Annotated in this window: 22 protein-coding genes; 5 read left to right on the forward strand and 17 right to left on the reverse strand. The window is 60.0% G+C overall.

The window, feature by feature from the left end; all coding sequences use genetic code 11:
* Nucleotides 1-447 precede the first annotated feature (447 nt).
* The 5 genes from PQ467_RS05290 to PQ467_RS05310 all read right to left on the reverse strand — a co-directional run bounded on the left by PQ467_RS05290 (nucleotide 448) and on the right by PQ467_RS05310 (nucleotide 2,736).
* On the reverse strand, nucleotides 448-1,266 hold the full coding sequence (locus PQ467_RS05290; protein ID WP_274174595.1) for a transglutaminase-like domain-containing protein: 819 nt from the start codon (nucleotides 1,264-1,266) through the stop codon (nucleotides 448-450).
* Between the two features lie 96 nt (nucleotides 1,267-1,362).
* Complete coding sequence (locus tag PQ467_RS05295; protein ID WP_274175501.1) at nucleotides 1,363-1,590, reverse strand: hypothetical protein; 228 nt, start codon at nucleotides 1,588-1,590, stop codon at nucleotides 1,363-1,365.
* A 234-nt stretch (nucleotides 1,591-1,824) separates the two neighbouring features.
* Entirely contained in the window at nucleotides 1,825-2,031 is a 207-nt protein-coding gene (locus PQ467_RS05300) for a cold-shock protein (RefSeq protein WP_274174594.1), read from the reverse strand.
* Nucleotides 2,032-2,332: 301 nt separating this feature from the next.
* The gene (locus PQ467_RS05305) at nucleotides 2,333-2,554 is read right to left on the reverse strand and encodes a hypothetical protein (RefSeq protein WP_274175502.1); all 222 of its coding nucleotides are present in this window, start codon (nucleotides 2,552-2,554) and stop codon (nucleotides 2,333-2,335) included.
* Nucleotides 2,551-2,736, reverse strand: a complete 186-nt coding sequence (locus PQ467_RS05310) for a hypothetical protein (RefSeq protein ID WP_274175503.1) — start codon at nucleotides 2,734-2,736, stop codon at nucleotides 2,551-2,553. Before PQ467_RS05310 ends, PQ467_RS05305 begins: the two co-directional genes overlap by 4 nt.
* Before the next feature lie 304 nt (nucleotides 2,737-3,040).
* Here PQ467_RS05310 and PQ467_RS05315 point away from each other — a divergent pair, with 304 nt between their 5' ends.
* The 4 genes from PQ467_RS05315 (at nucleotide 3,041) to PQ467_RS05330 (ending at nucleotide 7,340) form a co-directional block, all read left to right on the forward strand.
* Nucleotides 3,041-3,445, forward strand: coding sequence for a YegP family protein (locus PQ467_RS05315; RefSeq protein ID WP_274175504.1), 405 nt, complete (start codon nucleotides 3,041-3,043; stop codon nucleotides 3,443-3,445).
* 181 nt (nucleotides 3,446-3,626) lie between these two features.
* Complete coding sequence (locus tag PQ467_RS05320; protein WP_274175505.1) at nucleotides 3,627-3,764, forward strand: hypothetical protein; 138 nt, start codon at nucleotides 3,627-3,629, stop codon at nucleotides 3,762-3,764.
* A gap of 9 nt (nucleotides 3,765-3,773) precedes the next feature.
* Nucleotides 3,774-6,035 (forward strand): glycosyltransferase family 4 protein, encoded by a 2,262-nt coding sequence (locus PQ467_RS05325; protein WP_274175506.1) that lies wholly within the window; start codon nucleotides 3,774-3,776, stop codon nucleotides 6,033-6,035.
* Between the two features lie 9 nt (nucleotides 6,036-6,044).
* Nucleotides 6,045-7,340, forward strand: coding sequence for a glycoside hydrolase family 130 protein (locus PQ467_RS05330; protein ID WP_274175507.1), 1,296 nt, complete (start codon nucleotides 6,045-6,047; stop codon nucleotides 7,338-7,340).
* Between the two features lie 63 nt (nucleotides 7,341-7,403).
* Here the strand turns inward: PQ467_RS05330 and PQ467_RS05335 are convergent, their stop codons facing one another.
* The 3 genes from PQ467_RS05335 to PQ467_RS05345 all read right to left on the reverse strand — a co-directional run bounded on the left by PQ467_RS05335 (nucleotide 7,404) and on the right by PQ467_RS05345 (nucleotide 10,573).
* Nucleotides 7,404-7,994 (reverse strand): PIN domain-containing protein, encoded by a 591-nt coding sequence (locus tag PQ467_RS05335; RefSeq protein ID WP_274175508.1) that lies wholly within the window; start codon nucleotides 7,992-7,994, stop codon nucleotides 7,404-7,406.
* Between the two features lie 10 nt (nucleotides 7,995-8,004).
* Nucleotides 8,005-8,463: an excisionase family DNA-binding protein gene (locus PQ467_RS05340; RefSeq protein ID WP_008067866.1), complete on the reverse strand. Its 459-nt coding sequence runs from the start codon at nucleotides 8,461-8,463 to the stop codon at nucleotides 8,005-8,007.
* 142 nt (nucleotides 8,464-8,605) lie between these two features.
* Complete coding sequence (locus tag PQ467_RS05345) at nucleotides 8,606-10,573, reverse strand: hypothetical protein (protein WP_274175509.1); 1,968 nt, start codon at nucleotides 10,571-10,573, stop codon at nucleotides 8,606-8,608.
* A 634-nt stretch (nucleotides 10,574-11,207) separates the two neighbouring features.
* On the opposite strand from PQ467_RS05345, the gene PQ467_RS05350 reads away from it, so the two are divergent.
* Complete coding sequence (locus tag PQ467_RS05350; protein WP_274175510.1) at nucleotides 11,208-11,864, forward strand: hypothetical protein; 657 nt, start codon at nucleotides 11,208-11,210, stop codon at nucleotides 11,862-11,864.
* A 118-nt stretch (nucleotides 11,865-11,982) separates the two neighbouring features.
* Here PQ467_RS05350 and PQ467_RS05355 read toward each other — a convergent pair whose 3' ends face one another.
* Genes PQ467_RS05355 through PQ467_RS05395 form a run of 9 tightly spaced genes read right to left on the reverse strand, consistent with a single transcriptional unit; the run spans nucleotide 11,983 to nucleotide 23,639 of the window.
* Complete coding sequence (locus tag PQ467_RS05355; protein ID WP_274175511.1) at nucleotides 11,983-14,487, reverse strand: hypothetical protein; 2,505 nt, start codon at nucleotides 14,485-14,487, stop codon at nucleotides 11,983-11,985.
* A gap of 10 nt (nucleotides 14,488-14,497) precedes the next feature.
* Nucleotides 14,498-14,908, reverse strand: coding sequence for a hypothetical protein (locus tag PQ467_RS05360; RefSeq protein ID WP_274175512.1), 411 nt, complete (start codon nucleotides 14,906-14,908; stop codon nucleotides 14,498-14,500).
* A complete protein-coding gene (locus PQ467_RS05365; RefSeq protein ID WP_274175513.1) occupies nucleotides 14,908-15,108 on the reverse strand; it encodes a hypothetical protein in 201 nt (66 codons plus the stop codon). The genes PQ467_RS05360 and PQ467_RS05365 overlap by 1 nt, the downstream gene beginning before the upstream one ends.
* A gap of 1 nt (nucleotide 15,109) precedes the next feature.
* The gene (locus PQ467_RS05370; RefSeq protein WP_274175514.1) at nucleotides 15,110-15,979 is read right to left on the reverse strand and encodes a hypothetical protein; all 870 of its coding nucleotides are present in this window, start codon (nucleotides 15,977-15,979) and stop codon (nucleotides 15,110-15,112) included.
* Nucleotides 15,979-16,341 (reverse strand): hypothetical protein, encoded by a 363-nt coding sequence (locus PQ467_RS05375; protein ID WP_274175515.1) that lies wholly within the window; start codon nucleotides 16,339-16,341, stop codon nucleotides 15,979-15,981. The genes PQ467_RS05370 and PQ467_RS05375 overlap by 1 nt, the downstream gene beginning before the upstream one ends.
* Complete coding sequence (locus tag PQ467_RS05380) at nucleotides 16,338-16,733, reverse strand: tail fiber assembly protein (protein ID WP_274176095.1); 396 nt, start codon at nucleotides 16,731-16,733, stop codon at nucleotides 16,338-16,340. The genes PQ467_RS05375 and PQ467_RS05380 overlap by 4 nt, the downstream gene beginning before the upstream one ends.
* Complete coding sequence (locus tag PQ467_RS05385) at nucleotides 16,733-19,291, reverse strand: hypothetical protein (RefSeq protein WP_274175516.1); 2,559 nt, start codon at nucleotides 19,289-19,291, stop codon at nucleotides 16,733-16,735. The genes PQ467_RS05380 and PQ467_RS05385 overlap by 1 nt, the downstream gene beginning before the upstream one ends.
* The gene (locus tag PQ467_RS05390; protein ID WP_274175517.1) at nucleotides 19,291-23,346 is read right to left on the reverse strand and encodes a phage tail length tape measure family protein; all 4,056 of its coding nucleotides are present in this window, start codon (nucleotides 23,344-23,346) and stop codon (nucleotides 19,291-19,293) included. The genes PQ467_RS05385 and PQ467_RS05390 overlap by 1 nt, the downstream gene beginning before the upstream one ends.
* Nucleotides 23,343-23,639, reverse strand: a complete 297-nt coding sequence (locus PQ467_RS05395; RefSeq protein ID WP_274175518.1) for a DUF1799 domain-containing protein — start codon at nucleotides 23,637-23,639, stop codon at nucleotides 23,343-23,345. Before PQ467_RS05395 ends, PQ467_RS05390 begins: the two co-directional genes overlap by 4 nt.
* Nucleotides 23,640-23,700 lie beyond the last annotated feature (61 nt).

Genomic DNA, 23,700 nt, shown 5'->3' on the forward strand with positions numbered 1-23,700 from the left:
CTCACCTCACCAGCAAGGCCTGCGGCGATGCGCTCTTGCAGTAGGCTTTCAAGGCCGGCTTGGTACTCATTTTGCGATACGGATTTCGGCAAGCTCGCCACGGCGTGAATAATTGGACTTCAAGGATGGGTGCTGGCCCAGGGATTTCGTGTCGGACAAGGAGCAGGCAACACTTTCATCGAAGTTAACACTGGACATCATGCTGACAGTGCTGCCTGCAGGGTGGATGAGTCAGCCGATCTGGTGCTGATCCCAGCCGCCTCAGTGCGCTCGTTCTCGCGGCGATCAAGGGCAAGATCAGCGTTGTAGCATTGTTCGGCAAGCCGACCACGTGTTCTTCACAATTGGCCTGACTTTTAGGACTTTACGAGGATTGTCGGCCCGTTCATCTCAGTGGCCGAAGAGAATTTACGCCCTTCCCAGATACTGCGGATCAAGGTGGTTGTATCAATCTTGCGTCAGACAGTCCTGATCAGTGTAAATGTCAAACCGGGAGAGCGTCACCGCCCCAAAGGTCGTGGTGAGGGCAGCGTCGGCGGCATCTCGCCCCCGCGCCATCAGGATGCGACCGCTGCGGGGGAAATTGTGCCTTGCATCAAAGACGAACCAGCGCCCGCCCAGCCACACCTCGAACCACGCGGAAAAGTCCATATCGCCGATCACTGCCGGCAGATCCATGTCACCCAGATATCCGGTGCAATAACGCGCTGGAATGTTCATGCAGCGGCACAGGGCAATCGCAAGATGGGCATAGTCCCGACACACACCCGTTCTTTCGTGGAACACCTCCCATGCGGTCTTGGTCGGGCGGGCAGCCATATAGTCAAAGCGGATTGCATCGTGGACATAATCGACAATAGCCTGCACCAGACCCCAGCCCATGGGCAGATGGCCAAACAAGCCCCATGCAATGTCTGTCAGCTTGTCTGTTTCGCAATAACGACTGGCGAGCAGAAAATGCAGCACATCGTCGGGTAATTCGGCGAGTGATGTCTGCCGTGCGCCAAGGTCCACCTCATCAGGTTCGAAGCGATCCTCGATGACAAAGCCGCAGGAAATGGTGATGCCGCCAGTTGGCATGGTCAGTCGCGTGCAAATATTGCCGAAGCCATCGACATAATCATAGAGCGGCACTTCAGGCGTCGTGAAAATGCGCTGTGCGGTGCGCAGATCCTTGTTTCGGGAAGCATGAACGCTCAGCTTGGCCAGCATTGGAACCGGCGCTTCGCATGTGAAACCTATGTTGTAGCCAGCGCGGATTCGCATGGGGAATGTCCTTTTTCGAAAACGTGAAGCGCCAAATCCCGCCACCCGATAGGATCCCGGGGTCAGCATGGGGCAGGCCCCGGACCGGATGATGCCTTAGGAATTCGTTCCTTGGTCATCCTGCGTTTTTTGAACAGGGGCGAGGGAGGTCATGTCCTGCTGCTGCTGGCGGGCCTGCTCGACCCGGGCGGCTCGTTCGGCCATGGCTTGCCATGCTTTTGCCGAATGCAGATGCCGTTCTCGCACATTGGCAAGGCTGCTGACTTCCGCGTCACGCAGGCTCTTTTCGGCACATGCTCTGTAATGGTTGCTTGTGGTAGCCACGATGATCCTTTCCGACCGGCGATAGGGCGCTGGTCAGGCGAACTGATCGGTGCGCTTTGATGGATTTGCGATCAACCCACCGTGTCGGCAGCCCGTTATGGCGTTTCCCGCGCCCGGCCTGCGATCTCGCTTTGCGGATCAAGCAGGCCGGGCGCGGGCCTTCGCGGCGCAGGAAAGTTCCGTGCCGCGACGGACAATCCCTGGCATCGTGATCGACACCGGGGGCTGTCTGGATCAGGCGAAAGCGAGATTGATCGCGGACTGCTTGCCGCGACGATCCGTTTCGACTTCATAGCTCAAACGCTGGTCCTTGTTCAGCGTGGCCATGCCGGCCTGCTGAACAGCGCTGATATGCACGAAGCTATCATTGCCGCCATTTTCGGGCGCGATGAAACCATAACCTTTGTCTGTATTGAAGAACTTGACGGTGCCGATAGTCATAAATGTTTCCTTTTCACGAAAACAAGAGAACCCATCCGCAAAATTGCAGATGGAGCTGGTGGTATGTGAAAGGAAGAAAATCCGAATGTATCGGAGTCAAATTCTGTCGCAAACGACGTTAGCGGTTGTTCCTATAGGACGATAATTTCGAAAGTCAATTTTAATCGCTTGTGCTTTTCAATCAAGAAATTTAAGGAAATTCCCAAAATCGCACTTGGCCGCCTGCCACTGACGATGGTGCCTTTACACAGCGGCTCGACGGTGCCAGCTCCGCCGAGACCAAGGCCCGCGCCAACCGCCATCAGGAATGACGGAGGTGATAAAAGGCAAAGCGCTTCACGCGGCCTTCAATCAAATGCCCTTTCAGCTTGCCGCGCATATCCTCGGCGCCCTCACTGGTCACACAGACCAGATGCGTCCCTCCCGATGGCAGGGTTTCGATGTCGCTGATCCGAACCCCTGCTTTCTGGCACATGGCGGCCACATCCGCTTCGGGCAGGCCAATGTTCATCGCGCGGCTCATCGGGCCATCTCCGGCCGCCAGGATTGGGCCGCCAAGGCGCCGAGCGCGTTCTGAAAAGCCTCGATGCGGCGCGCAATGCCTGCGGCCTCGCTTTTGTGGTTCCGGCACGCATTATTGCTGGATGCGGAACTGGCGCGCATCAGCAAAATTTGATGGCGTTGATAAAGTTGATTGAGATCCATGTTTCGGCTCCATTCACGTAAGCGGGAGCACTCTGTCTCTCAGTCGAGGTTGCCTACCAGACGATTTCCGCGATATTTTTTATATAGATAATTTTTTGAGAAATGTAAGGTCTCAGATTTATTTTCGTCTGATTGATAATTCAGAATTTTCTAAAACCACAAAACTTGCTCAGTATGTTTTGAAAATATCGTTAGTCGGAAAAATGAAGTCATGCTATTGCGTAAGCATCACGAGAATCCTCGCTGCAAGCTCCCTGTGACAGAGAGACATATGTGCTCCCGCTTGCCAGCCGAGAGGACGGACATGTCCACCTATCTCGATCACATTGTTTCCGATATTTCCTGTCGCCTGGGGGGCCGCGCTCTTCATGGCTCTTTCACCCGGCCGGCGCGCCATGCCGAAAATGCGGGGCACGAGATCGACGCCGAGAGTGGGCAGGATTTGCGGGGAATATCGCCATGGCGCTCTATTCCGCTGTGGGTCTCCAATGATCGTGCAGAATCCTATTTCGAGATCTATTCGGTGCTCCCGTCACCGGCAGACACTGGCCAAGTCGCAGAGCAATGGCGTTGGCGCCTGTGCACAGCTGACGGCCATGTAAACGCGTCGGGTGGCGCCTATTCGCGCCATGATGATTGTTTGGCTGCTGTTAACGCACTGCGGCGGTCGGCCGGTGCGGCGCGGATCAGGGATACCGAAAAAGATTGATGTGAATTCGGCGCAGCAACGCGGTCACATTATATTTTGCCGCCATAGTGATGCATTCCATCGCTTAAGGCAGGCTTGCCTGCTTACCGCATGTCGGTGTCGCCCCGTCTTGCACGCAATTGCCTATTGGTCATCGGCAACGTCAATCGCCCCCAAAAAAACTGCATAAGGAGCATATACCATGGCAAAATCGCAAAAACGCAGCAATCGTGAAATTCGCAAACCCAAGGCCGTAAAGGGCAAGCCGACGCCGGTGCCCGTTGGCATCGACACATCACCCGTTCTGGCCACCACGCGCAAGCTGAAAGGCAAGCTCTAGGACAAGTCCGTGACCGATGGCTTGCGCATTGCCTTTGTCGGCAACGCGCTGCCACGGCGCTGCGGTATTGCCACCTTCACCTGCGACTTGGAACTGGCGATGCGCCATTTGCCCGAGGTGGCGCAGACCGCGATCATCGCCATGTGCGATCCGGGTGGGCAATATGCTTTTCCCCCGCAAGTGCGATGGTCGGTCGCGCAGGATGACCGTGGCGGCTACCTAGCGGCGGCTGATTTCATCAATGCGCAGGATTTCGACGTTGTCTGCCTCCAGCATGAATTCGGCATCTATGGAGGCGAGGCGGGGGAATACATTCTCGATCTGATCGCGGCGGTCGATGCGCCTCTGGTCACCACGCTGCATACCGTGCTGGACCAGCCCAATGTTGGCCAGCGCCGCGTGATCGAAGCCATCATCGCGGCATCGGCGCGGGTGGTGGTGATGGCGCGCAAGGGGCGGCGGATCCTGATTGACCAATATGGGGCCGATCCTGCCAAGATTCTGGTGATCCCCCATGGCATCCCGGAAGTGCCGCTGGTTCTTCCGCAATATGCCAAGGAAAAACTGGGCTTTGCTCATCACCGCATCATCCTGACCTTTGGGCTGATCAGCCCGAACAAGGGCATTGAGACGATGATCGAAGCGATGCTGGTGGTGCTGGCAATGGTGCCTGATGCGCTTTACGTGGTGATGGGAGCGACTCATCCCGCTCTGTTGCGCGCGGACGGAGAGGCCTATCGGGAAAGCCTGCGCGCGAAGGTAACGACGCTCGGTCTTGACGGACATGTGGTCTTTATCGACCGCTTTGTCGAAAGGCCTGAACTGCTCGATCATATCGCGATGTGCGATGTCTACGTCACCCCCTATCTGGTGGAATCGCAGATGACATCGGGCACGCTGGCCTATTCGCATGGGTTGGGCCGCCCGGTGGTTTCCACGCCCTACTGGCATGCGGCTGAACTGCTGGAGGATGGATCGGGCCTGCTTGTGCCTTTCGCAGATCCCGATCGTCTGGGGCTTGCGGTGGCCGACCTGTTGACCGATGACGAGGCGCGGCTTGCCATGGGACGCAAGGCCTATGTCGCCAGCCGGGCGATGACATGGGCCAACACCGCCTCGCGTTATGGCGAAGCCTTCCAGACTGTCCGGCGGCCCGTCGCGCTCACCCTGCCTCCTGTGGACCTGAGCCATCTGGCGGTGATGTGTGACGATACCGGGCTGTTCCAACATGCCGTTTTCGCGGTGCCCGACCGGCACCATGGCTATTGCATCGATGATAATGCAAGAGCGTTGCTGCTGTGTTGCACCCTAGGCGCGACTGCGGCGTCACGCCCTTTGATTGAGAAGCTGCGGCCGCGCTTTGCCGCTTTCCTGCAACATGGCTGGAACCCGGACAACGGCCGTTTTCGCAATTTTCTGGGCTACGACCGGCGCTGGCTCGAAGAGACGGGGTCTGAAGACAGCCATGGTCGCACGCTGTGGGCCTTGGGACGATGCGCGCGATACCGCGAAGGTGGTGTGATGGCACCATGGGCCAGCGCGCTGTTCGCGTCGGCTTTGCTTGCCGTCGCCGGCTTCACCTCGCCGCGCGCATGGGCTTTCACCTTGTTGGGGCTGGCCGACTATTGCCTGGCCCATCCGCGCGATCATGCTGCCATGCACATCCGGCTCGACCTTGGTGAGCGGTTGCATCAGCGGTTGCTGGCTTGCGAAACGGCCGAGTGGGTGTGGTTTGAAGACCGGCTCACCTATGACAATGCCCGCCTGTGCGAGGCGCTGATCATCACCGGCAAGGCGATTGGCAGGGATGACTGGACGCAGGCCGGGCTGGGGGCTCTGCGTTGGTTGATCGAGCTGCAAACGGCGCCTGCGGGCTATTTCCGGCCCGTGGGTTCCCATGGGTTCCTGTTGGTGTCGCGCGCTGCGCCTATGCCGTTTGATCAACAGCCCATCGAAGCCTGCGCCACCGTGGCGGCCTGCCTTGCCGCGATGTCGGTTGATGCCTCTCGGTCTTGGCTGGCAGAGGCGCACAAGGCCTTTGCCTGGTTCACCGGCGCCAATGATCTGGGCTTGTCGTTGATCGACCCACTCGACGGCAGTTGTCGCGATGGTCTGCATCCCGATCGCGCCAATGAGAACCGCGGTGCGGAATCGTTACTGGCCTATCTTCTGGCCCTTGCCGACATGGAACAAGCAAACCCGATACACCGGCCGATCCAGCCTGAGCCTGACATCCTTACGTCCTCTCCCCTTCAAAACCTTTTATCCTGACAGGACGCTATGCCCCATCCTTCTTTTCTCAACCGCCATGCCCTGCATTTGCGGCCCGATCCTGCACGCGTGGTGGTGCGGGCCTTTCGCCCATCGGTCGAGCCACGCGATTACAACCCGCTGGACAAGACCCGAGCCAACCACATTGTCGATCGCGTCCTCGCGCTTGACGTGGCGGAGGCCGAGGCTGTGCTGGCCGCAACCTTCGACAATTTCGATGATCGGCATCGCAACCTGCCCGCCATTTTCGAGCAGCGCGCGCAGGAGATGGAGGACGCCTTCTCCTGCCATTGCTGTTTCACCCCAACCCAGTTGCAACTGGTGGGGGCCTATTTCCTGCACGAATACAGTTTTGAGGCGGCGGCCCTGTTCAACCCCAGCATTGTGCCGCACCCCAACCAGAGCGGCGTTGAACCGGGCGCCATCCGCTTCATCCTGTCGCTGCGGGCGGTGGGCGAGGGGCACATCTCCTCGCTCACCTTCCGCTGCGGCACTTTCCTGGCCGATGGCACGCTGATGATCGAGCCCCCGACCCGCCTCGCCAGCCTGCCCCGCGTGACCATGCGCGTCGGCGACAAGCTGGACCTTGCCTTCGAGGCAGACAGCGACATCACCGAAAGAGTGATTTTCCCCGTTACCGAGGCGCAGGCCAATGGCATCGAGGATGCCCGCTTCGTACCCTTCATCGAGGAAGGGCAGACGACCTATTACGCGACCTACACGGCCTACAGCGGTCAGGCGATCCGATCGGAACTCATCGAGACCAGCGACTTCCTGACTTTCCGCCTGACCCCGCTCAAGGGTCCCGCTGCCGTGAACAAAGGCATGGCGCTGTTCCCAAGGCGGATCGGAGGGCGCTATGCGATGATCGCGCGTCACGACAATGAAAGCCTCCATCTGGTCTATTCCGACAATCTGCTGGAATGGGGTCTTGGCACACCGATCCTCACACCGGAATTTCCTTGGGAGTTCATACAGATCGGCAATTGCGGCTCGCCGATCGAACTGGATGAGGGGTGGCTGTTGCTGACCCATGGCGTCGGGCCTGTGCGGCACTATTCCATCGGCGCCGTGCTGCTGGACAAGGATGATCCCACGCGCGTGCTTGGCCGGTCGCACCTGCCGCTGGTCCAGCCGGAAAAATCAACGCGCGAGGGCTATGTGCCCAATGTTGTCTATTCCTGCGGCGCGATGCGCCACGGTGCATGGATCATCCTGCCCTATGCCATCTCTGACACGTTCTCGACTGTCGCCACGGTGAAAATCGACAGCCTGCTGGCAATATTGGCTCCAGCTTACCGATAGAGGCGAAAGAGTCGGCGGCAAAGCCCCGGTCTTACGAAGCGCCGCGACTGAGGGCAGCAGCGTTCAGATCGAGCCGCTGTGCTGGGTCAGCACGGTGACGGTCTCGAACAATCCATGGGCTTCGAATGATCGCAATAGGTCGCTGGCGTCCATCTCAGGCCGCTTGAGGCGTAAGCGCATGTTGCGGATCGCCGGGATGGCAAGGCCTTCCTCCAGCGCGATGGTGTCCGCAATGAACTCATCAGCGGTGCGGGCTTCGAGGTTTAGTCTGTCCAGCAGATCGGCGGGAAAATCGGAGATGTTCTCGGTGACGATTGCCTGAGCCTGAGTTTTGACCGCAGCCGCAATGACGTGTTCGTCGTTTGGATCCGGCAGTCCGAGAGGATTGGCCAGTAGTTGGGCAAAATCCTCGACCATTGCCTCGGGAAAGGCCTTTGTCATTGCTGCAATGGCCTTGTGTGCACGGGCGTCACCGTCCGAGTTACCTCGCTGGTGGTGAAGCTTAGCCAATGCCTTTTCTGTCTCGTCCAAAATGGTTTGGGACCAGCGCAGCCGGAAAAATTCGGCTTCCGCCAGGCTCAAAAGCAGATTGCGGCGCCAAACGCTGACCAGCGAACAGGCATCGACGAGGGCGGTGTATCTATTGGCAAACATGGCTGGGGCGTCAGATCAGATCGGCATCGCCTGCGATCAGATCATCAAGTGCCTGACCGCGTTCCGCATCTCGCTTGGCCTTGTATGCGAACACGTCCTCGGCCCGCACACGCCGGTGCCGGCCAACCAGCGAATGCGGCATAGCCTGCTGTTCGAGCAGCTTGATCAGATGTGGACGCGAGACATTGAGCAAATCCGCAGCCTGTTGCGTGGTCAGGAGTTCCTGGATCGGCACGAGCGTAACAGCATGGCCGCTGCCAACATGGCGCAAAACGTCGAGCAGAAGGTCAGACATTGCAGGGGTCAATGTGATCTCGACCGGTTGACGCTCCTCCGGCACCTGCAAGCGCAACGTGGCATCGCCCGCTTTATGGGCCGCCAGAATTTGGCGCAATTGGTTGGCGATCTGACGATCATCGGCAGAGGGCAAACGACCACCGAAAGGCTCGGAATGGGCAGGTAGGGTCATGGCAGGCTCTCCGTCTTGGATTTATCCCTTACCTCATAATCGAAATATTCGCAACGAAATGTGAATGAACGGACTGGTTTGCCCTCGCTCGCTCGGTGGTTTCATCTCGCAGGGAGGCGCTCGTCAGGAGAATGTGGCGCGGTCATGCTGCCAACCAGACCTGGTTCAAGATGGTTGCGGCCAACGCTGCTTTGTCCTGAGGGAAGAACCGCCCATAGTGCTTGGCAACCATTTCCGGCGTGTCCTGAATGGCATAGCTGGCCTGCTCATAGGAGCCTGTCTGTTTCAGGATGTGGGTGGCCAACACGTCGCGGATGTTGTGGGGGCCGTGGGGCAGCAGTCCCTTGATCACGCCTCGCCCCGTATAAGGGTTCCAGATGCCATAGCGCTGGATGGCCAAGCGCCAGGCTTCGTAAAAGGTGTTTTGGTCATAGGCGGCATCGCGGCTTGTTGCCTTCACGGTTTTGACGAATAGCGTGCCGGGGTCTTCCGCTTCCGCCAGAAGGGCGGCACGATGGCGTTCGATATAGGCCGCCAGATGCCGATAGAGATCGCCCAGATCGGGCAGCACGAGCCGGAATGGCCTGCCAGAGAAGAACGAGGAATCCGCGTTCTTGAAGGCAACAGCAGGGATGAGGACCTCCCAGCCACCGACGCGCTCGCTCCAGCGGATTTCGCCACGCTTCAAACTTTCCAATTGTCGTTCTGTCCGGGGCGGCCTGCCGGGCAGGCAGACCATCAACTGCCGCAGGTTCTTCTGCCGCAGGCCGAGGTGTAGCCCGAGACGCAGCATCAGGAAGGACCGGATCGCCTCGGCGGTCTGCCTTGGATAGCGGCGCTCATCGGGCAAGGTGCGCAGGATTTCCTCAGTGATCTTGCGATATTCCCCGACCGGGCTTTCAGCTTCAAGAATGGGCAGGATCGGTTCGAAGGGATCACGGTGGACCTGGGCCACGCGCTCAATTTCGCGGGCACGGGCAAGCACATGGGTATGGATGGTGTCGCAGGCGGCGTTCCAATCCTGCCGCGCGGCCTCGATCTCCTCTGCCGAAATCAGATGGGGGATCGGGCACAGCCTTTCCGCCAATCGCGGCGTCTGGCGGATCCAGCCTGTCTCGGGCCGCGTCAGCGAGCCGATCAGACGCAGCATGTCCGCTTCCCAGCCAGTGTAGAAGCCGCGACGCCGCTCACGCCATTGGACATACCAGTCCCAAACCGTTGGGAAGATCAGCAGTCCGAAGCTGAGATCGCCAAGCGGCACACCGAAGCCCGCTACTTCGCCTTTGGGCGCCGCAGCCAGCGCGCCGAACATCAGCCCGAAATGCTCGATCTTCTGGGCCGAGGTTTCCTCGTTCCACACTCCGCTGCGGCGAAAGCCGATCGCAGTGAGCGTGGCGGTCTTGAAACGCACCAGGTCAGCCATTTCCTTGGCCAGCCTGGGTGGGGCATCTCTTGCTGCGGCCAGCAAATCCGGATCGACGCCATCGGGCGCGATATTTCCCGTCGGTCTGCGGCCAGTCAGGGCAGGGAAGCGGATGGCGTAGCGCTGTTTCATCGCGGCGGCTTGAAAGCGGCGGTAGTCCGTGGCGCCAGACAAGATGTGTTCGCGCACCCAGGCAAGGATCTCGTTGCGCTCCTTCAAGGGGCGCAGGTTGAAATCGTCGGGCAGGTGCCAGGCAAGTCGGCGCTGTTCCGATGCGGCAACACCCTTCAGTTTCAGTCCACCCGGTGCGCGGGTCTGGTGGGGCAGCATGGCGCGGAAATACCCTTCTTGCAGGCGATAGCGATGCTCGATCCGATTGAGCATTTGCAGGCTGGAAAGCGTGCGCGGGATGCGGGAGCCGGCGACCCAGTTCTGGATCGTGTGCCTGTTCAATGTGTCTCCGGGCCGGATGATGCCGCGCCATAATTGCCAGCAGCTGTCACCATGGCGCTGCATGTGTAGGGCAAGCGCATCATGAAAGGTGCCGGGTTCAATCCAGTCGGTGAACAGTGGCTCGGGGAACTCGACTACAGGCGCGGCCTTTGGTCCGGGGCGATTGGTCGATGAGGCAGCGGCAGGCTTTTGTTCGGCACGTTTACCACGCGCTGCGGCCTTGGAAGATTGCATTGAAAACAGGGATCCGGGATCGAGAGGTTGTCATTCATGGTGGCGACACCGAGGGGCGCGCTCCCTATCGACCTCTCGTCCGCAGGTATATGGGGGAGGGCGGTTTATGACCCAATTTCTCAGTAGCTATAATCGACTGAGGGTGTGCATGTGCTTGAAATGACCGTGCTATCGTGGGTTGATCCTCTTGCTCGGGTATTCATTGCCTCAAACTAAAGATTCTTTATCGCCCAATGCATTCAATTAGAAATTTCTTATCGAACGCATTGTGTCGTAGCTGCCTTCATAGCGTCTGGACTTGTGCCTTAGAAATTGCTGCGGGACCTTCTGTCGAGTAGCCTTTTTGGTTCTAAATCGGTTGGAAAATTCCCAAAACTGGGCTCCCTGGGAAGTGGCTCGATTCTAAGAATTTTGCCATTTTCATTCCTAATTTCAGGGGGAGTACACCAATATGGCCGTTTAGAGCTCAGCCGCTTAAGGGTGTGTAGCGCGCCAAAAAATCGCGACAAAAATTCCGCGACAAAAATTAGCCATATCAGCCTAAAAAAGCGAGTGCACGAATTCCATTTCTCTTCGCTACCACGGGCGTAAGGCGTGAGGCATAAAGGGGCATGATGCAGCTTATCGGGAGCGCTTGACGCGACTGGCCTATTTGCGCGACGAAGTGGCAATGGACCATCCAATAGTCAATCAGTCAGCTGTCGATGTCGCTAAGCTCGTTCAGAGGATGACGTCGCATTATTTCGCACACGTGGCGGCGATGTATGTTGCACGAGATCCCCGCGCTGAGCTGTTTGCTCCACCCATCGAAGACGGCCAGAACGTGCCGATACTCCGGATCCCCCGGCGCGACGGAAATAACATGGAGATGTGGTTTAACTACTATCTTGCCGAGAATCGCAAGGTAGAGGCTGTCGAGGACTTTGATCGGGTATGGTTGACCGGCGCCCTGCTTCAAGTTGGAGATGCGTTGGGCGCTCATGGCTATTTCAACCACGAACCAGAGGCAGAGATAATCCGCCATCTGCGAAATGGCATAGCTCATGGAAATAGGTTCAATTTCCAACCTGCAGTTTTAGACAAGCAAACCGGGCATCTGAAGTATCCTGCCAACATTTCACGCTACGCCGCGCGGCAGGTAATGCCAGCGTATGAGATCGACACCCATCTACAAGGACAAGAAGTGCTTTGGACATGGGGCGGCCCCTGTGCGGTGGTCGATTGCCTTACAGTACTGGGCATTCATCTCTGGAACATGGGCCATGGCATCCCGCCGCCCGTAGCCAATTAGAGACCCAATGTAGCTCGACGCAAGTTTTTGGTATCAGGGACAGAAGCTTTTAGAGCACGGAAATAGCCTTCTGAGAGGCCGCCGATTTGCTTCTCAGAAGGCTCGAAAATGATGCGCTTCAGACAAACGCGCCGCGCTGCTGGACCTTGGTCCACCACTCACTGACGGTCACCACATCGACTTCACCCGCGTCTTGGCGCGCTTTGAGATAGTCCAGGACAGAGTTAAATGTGGCGTAGCTGTCGGTAGGCGCAGCTCCGAGGTGTTGGTAAAGATTGACATCGGAGCAAGCGTCGATCTGCTGCTGAATTTTCGCAATATGGGCGTCTGCCGTAAGCGCTTCGTAGTTGAAGCCGGGGAAGTGCATTGCGAAGTTTGGATCGATTCCAAAGCCAGTATAGATGCCGCCAGCCAATGAGAAGCGCGCCGACTTCATGCCGATGGCAATCAACGCGTCTTCCATCTTGGTTCCCCAGAATGCGCCGGTATCGACATCGAAATTCAGCTTTCCAACGCTGGCCGGGATGGTATTCGTCACCGTGATTTGGGTCGAGCTATCCACGCTCTGAATGCGCGTCCCAGAGGGCACGCTGGGGCCACCAGACACCGCCATGCCCGCTACCAGGAAAGCCGTAGAGGACATGGTAACAACCGCCGATCCATCGCAGGTTGCGGTCTGCCCGCGCAGGCGCCCAATGCCATTGAGCGTGAACGTACCCGCAGGGATCGGCTTGGACAGCTTGATGGTGTTAGCAGTAGGAGAATTCACGACGAAGGTGTTCGCCGGGACATTGGCACCCGTCACATACATGCCGGGATAATAGAATGATCCCCATGCAGTACCGCCTGAAGTGGTGACCGTGTCCGTCCCATTTGCGGTCACACTGTAGGACTGCACGGTCGTACTGTAATACCAGCCCGCTGCGTAGGAATAGCACATATGCTGCGCGCCCTCCGCGCCAAAGCGCGCCGTCACCCAATCCTTGATGGACTGCATATTGGCCGTCGCGGCTTCAACGGTCGGGAAATAAGTCAACGGTTCATCATTCGGGCCGCTGTCACAGGCCATCGCCCACCCCGCCGCCTTCATCTCCATAAGCTGCGCGGTTGTGAGTCGCCCCGGAGCATCGATAAGGCCGGGGGCGCAATAGATCGTTCCCTTGAACCCGCGCGCCGCGAGCATGGGGAAGCCCGCCGTATATTGTAGCCCGTTATTGTCGTCGAAGGACAGGATCACGCTCGGCTTATGCCGCTCGACAAGTACCATAGCGTCAACGGTGACCTTGCCCATCCCGCAGGTGCCCGTTGCCACCCCCGTGTCGATACGGCTCATCTTGGATTGCGTGCCCGTAAGTTCGGTCATCTTCTGGCCTGCCCATGTGCCGTTCGCCCGGAAACGATTGGCCTTGAAGGCGAACCATTGCTTGCCCTTAGTATGGGGACCGATGGCTTGATACTGCTGGCCGGTCAGCGCATCGAAGGCGTAACGGTAAGACGTGCTGCCGATGGTGAACGAGGGAAGCAGCGATGGAATGTCCGCATTGTAAATGTCGTTGCCGAAATCCGCATAGATAGCGATCAGATCCCACGAGGACGGGTCTTCGGTGTTGAAAGCGTTCGTGTTCATCAGCGGATTGCTGCCGGTGCCGGTCAACAGCATGGCGTTGGTGCCATGGATGGCCCCGGTGGCGGTCAGCGCAAAAGTACCGCTCGTTGCAGAACGGTTGGTCAGCGTCTCGAAATCGTCGATCACGCGATAGGAAAGCACATACTTGCCCACTGACAGGGAGAGCGGGCTGGTGCGCGGGCTGTTGGGGCTGTCGGCCAGACTGCCCGTCAGCGAGGCATCAAAATTACCGACCGTGCCGGTGCCATCCCAAGACCATGTACGTGCAGGCCCATTGATCGTCAGGCCAAGGGGCAGGTCAGCGGCGGTAATCGCTTCGCCCGCAATTGCGCCAAGGATCGCGCCAGTCGCAGGGCGGCCGACATAAAAGGTGCTGGCGGAAAGCGACAGCGCCGAAAGACTCGGCTGCTCGTACACATTCTGCACGTTAATCGTGAATGTCTGATTGCGCGGATCGGGTGCATTCGGGTGGGTGGCCTGCACGGTGACCTGAAAGCTGGTCGCCGCCTCGTAGTCGATATTGGTGGCGCCGCATACCAGATTGGCGCCGTCCAACGCTACCTTGCCGCCCGCGCCGTCGAGCAGCGTGTAAGACGATTCGCCGGGGGCATTCAGGATGGCCCCGATCACAGTGCCGGGCGCTGAGTTTTCCAGCACTGTGGCGGCAGAAAGAGCAAGGGGCGGGATTACGATGGATATGCCCACAGCGGTCAGCGTCAGCGTCCGCACATAGCCTGCGCCGCTTGGCGCAATCTCTGTGAAGGCCAAATGCTTTTGGACCCCAGAACCAACAGCTGTGGTCAACGAGACAGCGCCGGTCGAGGTGTTGAGCGTCACGCCATTGTCGTTCGTCAGCAGACCGATGATCGTGTTATCGCCCAGCCTGCGCGGCAGGGTGTAAACAATGCCGGTAGTATTGGCCGGAATGGTCGCGGTCTCGGCATACGGTCTGGCAGCGTCGATCCCGGCCCCATAGCCATTCTGAAATTTGCCCATAATCCGCCCCTTACTGCTTCATCAGAAAGTTGAGCGTGCCGCTGACCAGCGTGGCATTCAGGCGGAACCTTTCGGAGGTTGAGGACGGTGTCACAGGCGCTTCGGAGACGTTGCGCGTGTAAAGCGCCCAGGCAGAATTATTCAGCGTGGTTGCGCACCATGTTACGCCCTCATCCAAAGAGCGCTCCAACTGAACAGAGCCTGCCCAGTCGCCCGTCAGCTGCACCAGCATGTCGCGACCCGGTTCCGGGGTAAAGGCAGCGGTAGCCCCGGACGTAGTCCGAGAACCGGAGACCGGAGTGCTGGCTGCGGCCTGAAAATTGGGCCTCTGCAATGCGGTGCGGATATCCGCCAATAACAGGCGGGCGGCCTCTAGCGTGTCTTCGCTGGCGACGCCAGCAAGCAGGTTTTGCATCACCATTATTGTCCGTCCTCCAACCAGAATGTGACGACGCCGCCGGACAGATCCAGCCACAGAAAAGGACCGGCGGACTCAGGCGGCGGGCCGCCAATGAACAGCCGCTGTTCGATATTCCCAACCAGCGCCATGACGTGGGGCCGCAACACTTCGCGAAAGGCTGCGGCATCAGTTTCGTCGAGGCTCTCAAGCGCCTTCGTCATTTCAAACTCCTATCGTCAGGATTTCGCCGCCGAACGTCAGCGGTGATCCGCCAAGGGTTGTGATCGAACCGGACTGCGGCGGTATCGGTCTGTCGGCCGCGCTGGCCCAATCCTCGATCTGGCAATCCCAGCGCGTCTGCGCGGGATTTCGCCGCTCATTGGGCCGCAATCCGGTCAACAGACCATAATGGAGACGGGCGCGCAGGCCGGGTGTCCAGTCAGGGTCTTCCACCACCAGCACCACCCGGCTTTCACCGCGATCCATCGCCAGATCGTGGAGCCAGTCGGCCTCATCATCGGTCAGGTCGCCAAGCGTCCATTTATAGGTGCCGTAGCGGGCACCCTCGACCAGGGCGAAGTCACCCGACAGCAGCCGCGACACCGAGCCGGTATCTTTGACGCCGCGCCCGGCGCCCCACTCTTGGTTGTAGGCCGGCTGCCATGCGTCCCCGGCCATGATCACGCCGATGGCCAAAGGCGCGCTGCCTACGGGCTGCGTCAGGCTGATGCGCATGTAGCGCACCAACTGCTCATCGCCATGCCAGAAGGCGTGGGTATTGGGCGCAAACCGGCCCGGCCGATCCGGCACCCGCAGCGGGCCATCTGCCTTGATCGTGATCTCGCCATAGCCAGCGAGGCCACCCGAGATCGTCCAGCGCGCCGCCAGCGCCGGGCCGATGATCGAGCCAAGGAACACAGAGTCAATCACCACCATCGAGCCGAAATCGACATCAATGGTTGCGGCCGTACCGACCGCGTTATCGACCCAGACCTCTTTCGGAGAAGGCCTGAGCAGATTGGCCACGCCTGAACCGCGCGAGGCCGCAATGGCCACGATATCGACGGGGCGCAGCATCAGCATATTGGCCATCAGAGCCTCCTCAACACAGTGACCTTGGAGAGGCCGGTGGCGCGGTTATCCTCCGCGCCGATCACAAACACATCGACGCCCGCGTCATAGCCCAGCTGGTCAATCGTGATGGTGATGACCCGCCCGAGACAGGCCGCGAACTGGCCCGCCAGCGTATGGACATCGACCACCAGCGGGCCGCCCAGAAATGCGAGATGACGATCTGCCTCGGCCTCCGCATCGGCGCGGTTGACAATGGTGGTTACACGCTCCGCCCGCTCGGCTGTGCTTCCCCAACGGGACGCCAAGGCGGCATCTTCGCGCAAAGTGTAGAGCGCCGCAGACTGGAGCCATTGGGCATAGAGCGGATCGACCGTCGTCATGCCGGTTCCCCGGCCGTGGGCGGCACAGGCCAGATCACATCGGCCGGACTGGCGGCTTCCGTGAGATCGCGCAGGGCCTGCCGATAGACCACCCATGCGGCGCGTGTCGCCTCAGGCACATCGGGAAGCTGCGTCCAGTCGCTGGCCAACAGCCGCTTATCTCTTTGATACCTGATTTCTTGCCAAACCTCAGCCAAAGACGGCGATGGCGGATCATCCCTGACAAATGCATCACCCGTCCAGCGCCACAAACCGTCTGCGATTACGAACTCAGGCGCATCAGCTATGGCGACCTCGCCAGACTGCGCCTGCAAAGTGACGTGGTCCGCATCCGGGCAACTGCCGACCCGAATAACCCGGCCATCACTTTGCCTATGCACAGCAAAGAGCATCACTTTTTAAGCTCCACTATGACCAATTGGCTCTGGAAAATGCGGTTGTTGTAACCGGCGCCGGTCGCTTGCCCTTGAATTGTGAAGGTTGTTGCGCCCGTCAGGCCTCCGACAAGGGCCGACATCGTAATGGTGGTTCCGTATGACGCATCGAAGGGAATGAGAGGCACCCCAACGCCAGCGTTATCAATCCGCAAATTCAGCACTGCGGGAAAGCCGGATTGCTCAGCAGTACCGCGCACAACGGCGATGATGACGAAAACCGATGATGACCCGGCAGGACTGACCGTAACAGATGCAGCATTATGCCAAGCAAGATCCCCAGACCATGCAATCGTCCAGCTTGTGCTGGCCTGTAGAGGTGCTGAGATGGCATTGGATATAACGGCCCCAGTGTTGACTTGGCCATCGGCCACACCACCACCCGACTTGACCGTACCGGCAACATCGCTGCCCGAGGGCCTTCCGCCTCCGCCGCTGATACCGCCCCATGTCGCCGTGGTCGCGGCGCCATCGGCCAAGGCCTTTGCCTTGGCGCTGATTGCATTGAGCAGCGCCTGCCGGGTCGTATAGCAATCGGCAAACTTGCCCCGGAACGTAGGGCCATCAATAGTTGTAGGGCCGCTGAGATAATCCCAAGGGACGGGAGATGTCAGGCTGGAGAGATAAATGGACAGTGCGTCCAGCGCATTATTGTAGGCCGTCTTTTCCGACCCAATGCCATAGATCGTTGCCTGCGCGTTGATGCCCGAACGCTCGGCCTCCAAGACATAGCGATCCACTATAATCTGCGGCTTTTCGCCCGCCGCAAGGATGTTGTCGGAGGCAATTTCGGCAATAGCCGCATTGGCGGCATTGGCCGATGCCAGCGCGGCCGCTGCCTGCGCTCCAGCGCTGGCCGCAGCGCTGGCCGCCGCCGATGCGTCGGCCTGCGCATTGTCCGCCAATACCTTTGCCTTGGCGCTGATCGCATTGAGCAGGATCTGACGGGCCGAATAGACATCGGCAAACTTGCCCCGAAAGGTGGGGCCGACGATATCGGTATTGCCGGTCAGATTGGACCACAGATAGGGCGTGGTGAGGCCCGACAGATAGGAGAGCAGAGCCGTCAGCGCATTGTCATAGGCCATGCGCTCGGTCGTGATGCCATAGGCCGCCGCCTGCCCGTCGATGCCGGATTGCTCAGTCACCAGCACATTGTAATTGAGCACAACCTGCGGCTTTTCGCCGGGCGTCAGCACATTGTCGGCCGCGATATCGGCAAGGCCAGCATTGGCCAGATTGGCGGCGGCCTGCGCGGTGGCGGCCGCACTGGCGGCATCACTGGCGGCCGTGGCAATATCGCCCAAGGTTTCGGCTAGACCGGAGCCATCATCAAAGGCAACATCGCTGACCAGGACAATGGCCGCCAGCGATCCGCGCGCCATCTTATGCTCGTTGCGCCGATAGCCGAGGCGGCGCGAAGAGACCGGGCGATAGGAGGCGCTGCGCGTTACCGCATGGCTCTTAACCGACAGGGCCGAAGCGCCCCAAGCCCAGCGCCGCAGTTCGATCTGGCCCGCCGCATTGAGCGCCCACAGGATCGAAACCGAGCCGAGCAGTTGATCGAGCATGGCGGCAACCGTGGTGCTTTCATCCGCCGCGATCCAGCCGACCGGCGCCGGTCGATCCGCGTCGGCCGAGGCAATCGTGCCAGCGGCAAACGCCGGGCCATCCACTGCCGCGACAAGGCGCGAGGCAATCCCCGCCGCCGTCTCGACATAACCGCCTTCGGTCTCGCCCTCGATGTCGGCCGTCAGGTCTCCGGCAGGCTGCGTCCACCAGCGGACGCAGGCCAGCGAAGGGCAGACAATCCCGCCACCGGCAGGCACAGCCGCCGCCTGAAGTGCGGCGAAAGTTGCCTCGGCCGTGCCCGCCCATGCCAGCACCGTGAGAGGCCCGGCCGCGCCCTTGTCGCGCACGGCCGTAATGGCCTGAAGGTGGCGCAGCGGATCGGCGAAGGAATAGATGTTGTGGACCGCATCCAGCGGCTCGCCCTGCACGTTGAACACGCGGCCCCAGATCCGGCGCTTGATCGTGCCCGCCCAATCGGCCGGGCCATCAAGGCCGCCCGTGCCGCCCCACCGCGCCGTCAGCAGCGGCTTTTTCAGGTCGGCCGCAGGATCGGCCATGGCGATTTTCAGCTTGCCGCCATCCTCGACCGTGGCGGTCAAAACCTTGCCCGAGAGCGCGATGGGCGGCAGGCTTCCCTCCGGCCCGATGCGGACGGTAATCGGTGCGTCCGCCCACACCAGCCCGGCCAGATCGGCCAGATCGGCGCGGTTGGTTGTGCCCCACACGATCTCGGCTGCCTGCGGTACGCCGCCCGAGCCAAGATCGGTGCCGTCGAACGTCAGGCTGGTGATGATCGTCGGTGCGCCTGTGATGCCTGCCATCCAGTGCCCACCAGCATAATAATAGGGATAGGCCGCGCCGCCGCCCGCAAGCCGCACGGTGCGGGCGGCGCCGTCGCTGGCCTGCCGTGGGCTGGCTTCGACAAGGATCAGCTGCGCCGCCATCAGGAAGTCTTCGCCAGATCAGCGAGAGCCGACGTGGAGATATACCCCTGATCAACCATCTGCTTGAGGTAATCGACCGTCATCCCCAACAGCGCAGCCATCCGCGAAAGCTGATCGTTGGCCTCGTCCAGCGCGCTGTTCGTCTGCGCCTGCGCGGTGGCCATGGCGGCGGCATCGCTGATCCGCTGGTTGGCGGCCGTGATCGCATCGCGGGCCACGTCGGCAATCATCGCGCGGTCGGCCTGATATTGCGCCGTCGTGCCGAACGCCTCTTTGCTGACCGTGTTGAGTTGTTCGAGCAGCTTGGCCAGCGTGTCCGACGCGCCATCCTTGCCCGCCGCCACATCAGCCTTGGCCGTGGTGATCTTGGCCAGAATTGCCGCGCGCTGATCGACGGCCGAACCTTCAAACAAGGCGCCCGACGACATTTCATCTAGGATCTGCTGGAGCGATCCGACCTGATCCTCCAACAGCTTCTTGGTCAGCGCGGCGCGGGCCTCGGCATTGACCTTTTCGGTCGCGACCATATCGAAGCCGTACTGCTTGGCGATCCGCAGGCGCTCCTGCGCCGTCTGCTCATCCTCGCGGAAAGCCTTTTGCAGCTGCGCGCCGATGCCACCGATGGCGAGTTCCACCTCCTGCACCTTGAGCGCTTCATTCACCGCGCTCTCAATGTTGGACGAACTGCTGAGCGCCTTCTGAACGGCCTTTGAGAGGCCCCTGACGGCGCCATCTGCAATGGCATTTTGAATGGCAATCAGGGTGGCGGTCGCCTGATCGGTGCCATCATAAAGGATGTCCGACCCTGCGGTGTTGGGGTAATACTTGTCCCCAACCCGCGAACTGCCCGAGGCCGAGACCCGGAAATAGTCCTTGTATTGGCCGATGCTGACCGAGAAATCGCCAACCGTCGTGTTGAACTTGTTGGCCACCGCCTCCAGCGCAGAGGTGATGGAATTGCCCATATTGGTCAGCCCGGCGCTGACCTCCTGCGTGCTGGCAGTCGTGCTGGCCTTGTTCGCCCCGGTGATAACCGTGGTGCCCGCCTTCGTAGGGGTGAACAGGCCGCCAAGCATGCCGCCCACGACGCCGCCCACGATGCTCCCCAGCGGCCCGGCAAAGCTGCCGAGGCTCGATCCCAGCCCCTTCGAGATCGCCTCGAACGCACCGGGCAGAAACTTCTTGCCGAGTTCCTGCCCGACTGCACCGCCGATGCTGCCGCCAAGGGACGAGGAGCCGGAGCCATTGACCAGGCGCGAGGCCGTCCCGCCCAGCATCGCGCCCTGAACCGCATCCGGCAGCGCGGTTTCAAGCTTGGTGAAAAGGGGTTTCAGGCCCTTCAACAGGCTGTCAGGAATGTTGATCCCAAGCCCGCGAAACAGCGAATTGGTGAGGCTGAGAAGAGGGCTGGCGACCCCTGCGACATCGCTGTTTTTAGAGCGACGACCGTCCACCACAATGTCTTTGCCGGTCGTAACCGGCACGCCATTGTCATTGGATGCCTTTTTGCCCAGCACACTGTCAAAAAGCTGCGCCACGGGATCAATGCCCGAAAGACCGACAGGTGTCCCCACCTTGCCGCCGCCCATGCGCCCCGCCGCCGCAGCGGCCGCATCGCCCAGACGCAGGATTGCGTCGCCGCTGGCTTCGGTCGCCGCGCGGAAATTGCGCGTGGCCTCGTCTTCAAATGCGCGCAGGCTGTTGCCGAACAAGCTTTCGACAATCCGCTGCGACATGATGTTGACGTAGCTGTTGCTGATAGAGGACAGGATCTTGTCGAAAGACCCGCGCCCTTTCAGCGTTTCCGCAACCGCTTCGTTAAGGGCCGTCCGCATATTGGTCGCGGCGGAAACATTGGCTTGGATAAGAGCCTGCTGATCACGCAAAACGCGCGCGTTCAACTGGTTGTTCCGCACGATTTCCAGAACCTGCGCGGCCTGACCTTCGGACAGCGGCTGTTGCTTTTTCTGGAGGTCCAGAATGACGCGCAGCGCGTCGGCTTCATCCTGCCGTCCGCCAACGATCAGCTTATTGATCGCGGCCTGTTCTGCCTGTGCTTTGAGGTAATCCTGAAACGGCTTGTTGAGGCTATCCTCAATTGCGGCCTTGGCCATTGCCGCATCAGCGAGGATCTTGTCGCTGTTGATAATGTCACCGCTATGGGCGGTCACGTAATCAACAATCTTGCCGATTTCGGACAGCGATTTGACAGTCTTGTCCTGCCCGGCCGGGGCGGTCGAATAGGGGGCGCCAATCGTCTCGATCTGCTCGATCAGGGTTCGGCTAAGATCTGCCCGCACCTTGGCCTTAGCGGCTGTCGCCTCGGCAATCAGCTTGGGGCCGTCACCCAATTTCGCGCCCTTGCGCTCTACATCAGCAATGAGGTTATCGAGATCGCGCAGGGCCTTATTTGCGCGCTCTACCGCAGGCGGCAGATCGGAAAACTGATCGGTGATATTGGAGATGCGCGTTTCGGCGCCATCGCTGAAATTGGCGAGGGCCGCGCTGTGATCGGGATGCTTCTTTTTGGCTTCGCGGGCAGCCTCTAGCGCTTTGTCCCGCGCCATGGTGGCAGTGCGAAATTCCTTTTCATAGTCAGCTTGCGACACATAGGTGCCTGCCAGCGCGGTGCCTACCGGATCAGCTTTGCTCGCCTTGTAGCGCGCTTCCAGCTTACCCACCGCCTCATTGTAACGATTGGTTGCAGCGGTAGCAGCGTCCAACTCACTGGTGACTTTGCGCTGAGATGTCGCCAACTCAGCATTGGTCTGCGCTACCCTGGCATCAGCCAGCGCCTTTTGATCCTCAGCGATCTGGTCATTCAACTGGCCAATCTGGCGGTAATTCCAGATGGCAACGCCGGGGTTAAGGTTAGACAAGCTGAGCCAGTTAGACTGGATAGCTTTGACCGCCGCCTGATTATCGGCAATCCGTTTTTCCAGAATGGTAACTGATGCATTAGCAGTCTGCCCCATGACGGCCAGAAAATCGCCCTGCACCTTGATTGCAGCCTTGGTCGCATCGGCCAACTGCTTCATGGCGTTGGCGGCTTCGCTGCTCTTGAGCTTTACGAGGTCGAGACCGACCGCAAAATCATAGGCCTTATTTTCTGCCTTGCCAGCGGCACCTTCCGTTTCCAGCATGGTCGCTGCCAGATTGGCCAGTATGCTGGTGCCAACAAACACTGCCGCACCCCAAGGCCCAGCAAGGAACGAGGCGACGCTCGCGAAACGACCGCCCATCTGCGCCACAGCATCAGCAATCTGGCCGCCTTGGGTCGAGATGATAGAACCAAGGCTCATACCGCCTTGGGCCATCACGGCCACGTCCTGCATCTGGCGGCCGAGGTTGATATAGCCCGCTCGGGCCTGTCCAAGCGAGACACCGCCATTGGCAAGAGCCGCCGCCGCCCGATTATTGGCGGCCACGTTTTCGTTCAGGGCGCTATTATTGCCCGCGATGGACTTGGCATGATCCTGCAGCTGCTGGCGCGCCATAGATAGCGCGGAGGCATACTCCCGCTCTGTGATGACGCCCTTTTCCAGCAGGAGTTCCGCCGCGTCCAACTGCTGGTTGAAACGCTGCTGCGCGGCATACATCGGATCGATGGCAGAGCGCAGTTGCGCCGCCATGCTGGCATATTGCTGTGCTTCGGTAACCGCCTTGCGCAGGGCCTCGGCATTGTCATTGGCGGCGGCGGCGGCGTTTCGCTCCGCTGCGGCCTGATTGTTGGCGGCATCCGCGCGCTCGCGCGAGGCCGTGGCGCCTGCCACCAGCGCACCAATGCCTTGATTGGTGGCCGCCGTGTTGGCAATGATGGCCTGCATCGCCGTCTGCAGTGCAGCGTTGGACTGGCGGAAAGCCTGCACCAGTTCGTCATTGGCAGCGGCGGTAGCGGCGGTGGCGGCCGTCAGCGCCCCGGCCGAGGCGGCGGCGGCCTGATTGGCCGTGGCCATACCCGCCAGTTCACCGCGCATACCCTGCATCTGGCCGACAAAGCCGCTGCCGTCCATTTTGACGCGGACGCCGATTTCGACAACATTGCCGCCACTCATTTTGCTTGCCTCTCAGCCAGCGCATCGAGCGCGGCATGCTCCATCACCCGCAGATCGCGGAACAGCGCCGGGGTCATTTCCGTGCCCATCATCTTGGCTGTGTTGGGGATGACATTGTAATCCAGCCCAAGGCGGCGGCCGGACATGGCGCACCAGCGCCATTGGGTGCCCAGCGCGATAAACAGGCTGAACGCACCATATTCATCGGGGCAGATTTCAATCTCGCCCGGCGCCGCCACGGTGCCAGCCAGACGCTTTTGCATCCATTCGGGCATGATGGCAGCTTGGGTCATTGGATCAGACGTCCTGCGCGTGGCGCCGCCGCGCCCGGTGATCCAAGCGCGCGCGGCGGCT

This window comes from Novosphingobium sp. KACC 22771 (genome assembly GCF_028736195.1).
GTDB lineage: Bacteria > Pseudomonadota > Alphaproteobacteria > Sphingomonadales > Sphingomonadaceae > Novosphingobium.

What these genes read in the sequence shown, in the direction of transcription:
- PQ467_RS05315 (WP_274175504.1), top strand. Translation starts at nt 3,041, where the DNA reads ATGTCCACCTATCTCGATCACATTGTTTCCGATATTTCCTGTCGCCTG.
- PQ467_RS05345 (WP_274175509.1), bottom strand. Translation starts at nt 10,573, where the DNA reads ATGCAATCTTCCAAGGCCGCAGCGCGTGGTAAACGTGCCGAACAAAAG.
- PQ467_RS05340 (WP_008067866.1), bottom strand. Translation starts at nt 8,463, where the DNA reads ATGACCCTACCTGCCCATTCCGAGCCTTTCGGTGGTCGTTTGCCCTCT.
- PQ467_RS05300 (WP_274174594.1), bottom strand. Translation starts at nt 2,031, where the DNA reads ATGACTATCGGCACCGTCAAGTTCTTCAATACAGACAAAGGTTATGGT.
- PQ467_RS05360 (WP_274175512.1), bottom strand. Translation starts at nt 14,908, where the DNA reads ATGGTGATGCAAAACCTGCTTGCTGGCGTCGCCAGCGAAGACACGCTA.
- PQ467_RS05320 (WP_274175505.1), top strand. Translation starts at nt 3,627, where the DNA reads ATGGCAAAATCGCAAAAACGCAGCAATCGTGAAATTCGCAAACCCAAG.
- PQ467_RS05355 (WP_274175511.1), bottom strand. Translation starts at nt 14,487, where the DNA reads ATGGGCAAATTTCAGAATGGCTATGGGGCCGGGATCGACGCTGCCAGA.
- PQ467_RS05310 (WP_274175503.1), bottom strand. Translation starts at nt 2,736, where the DNA reads ATGGATCTCAATCAACTTTATCAACGCCATCAAATTTTGCTGATGCGC.
- PQ467_RS05330 (WP_274175507.1), top strand. Translation starts at nt 6,045, where the DNA reads ATGCCCCATCCTTCTTTTCTCAACCGCCATGCCCTGCATTTGCGGCCC.
- PQ467_RS05305 (WP_274175502.1), bottom strand. Translation starts at nt 2,554, where the DNA reads ATGAGCCGCGCGATGAACATTGGCCTGCCCGAAGCGGATGTGGCCGCC.
- PQ467_RS05390 (WP_274175517.1), bottom strand. Translation starts at nt 23,346, where the DNA reads ATGAGTGGCGGCAATGTTGTCGAAATCGGCGTCCGCGTCAAAATGGAC.
- PQ467_RS05370 (WP_274175514.1), bottom strand. Translation starts at nt 15,979, where the DNA reads ATGGCCAATATGCTGATGCTGCGCCCCGTCGATATCGTGGCCATTGCG.
- PQ467_RS05385 (WP_274175516.1), bottom strand. Translation starts at nt 19,291, where the DNA reads ATGGCGGCGCAGCTGATCCTTGTCGAAGCCAGCCCACGGCAGGCCAGC.
- PQ467_RS05290 (WP_274174595.1), bottom strand. Translation starts at nt 1,266, where the DNA reads ATGCGAATCCGCGCTGGCTACAACATAGGTTTCACATGCGAAGCGCCG.
- PQ467_RS05365 (WP_274175513.1), bottom strand. Translation starts at nt 15,108, where the DNA reads ATGACGAAGGCGCTTGAGAGCCTCGACGAAACTGATGCCGCAGCCTTT.
- PQ467_RS05380 (WP_274176095.1), bottom strand. Translation starts at nt 16,733, where the DNA reads ATGCTCTTTGCTGTGCATAGGCAAAGTGATGGCCGGGTTATTCGGGTC.
- PQ467_RS05395 (WP_274175518.1), bottom strand. Translation starts at nt 23,639, where the DNA reads ATGACCCAAGCTGCCATCATGCCCGAATGGATGCAAAAGCGTCTGGCT.
- PQ467_RS05335 (WP_274175508.1), bottom strand. Translation starts at nt 7,994, where the DNA reads ATGTTTGCCAATAGATACACCGCCCTCGTCGATGCCTGTTCGCTGGTC.
- PQ467_RS05375 (WP_274175515.1), bottom strand. Translation starts at nt 16,341, where the DNA reads ATGACGACGGTCGATCCGCTCTATGCCCAATGGCTCCAGTCTGCGGCG.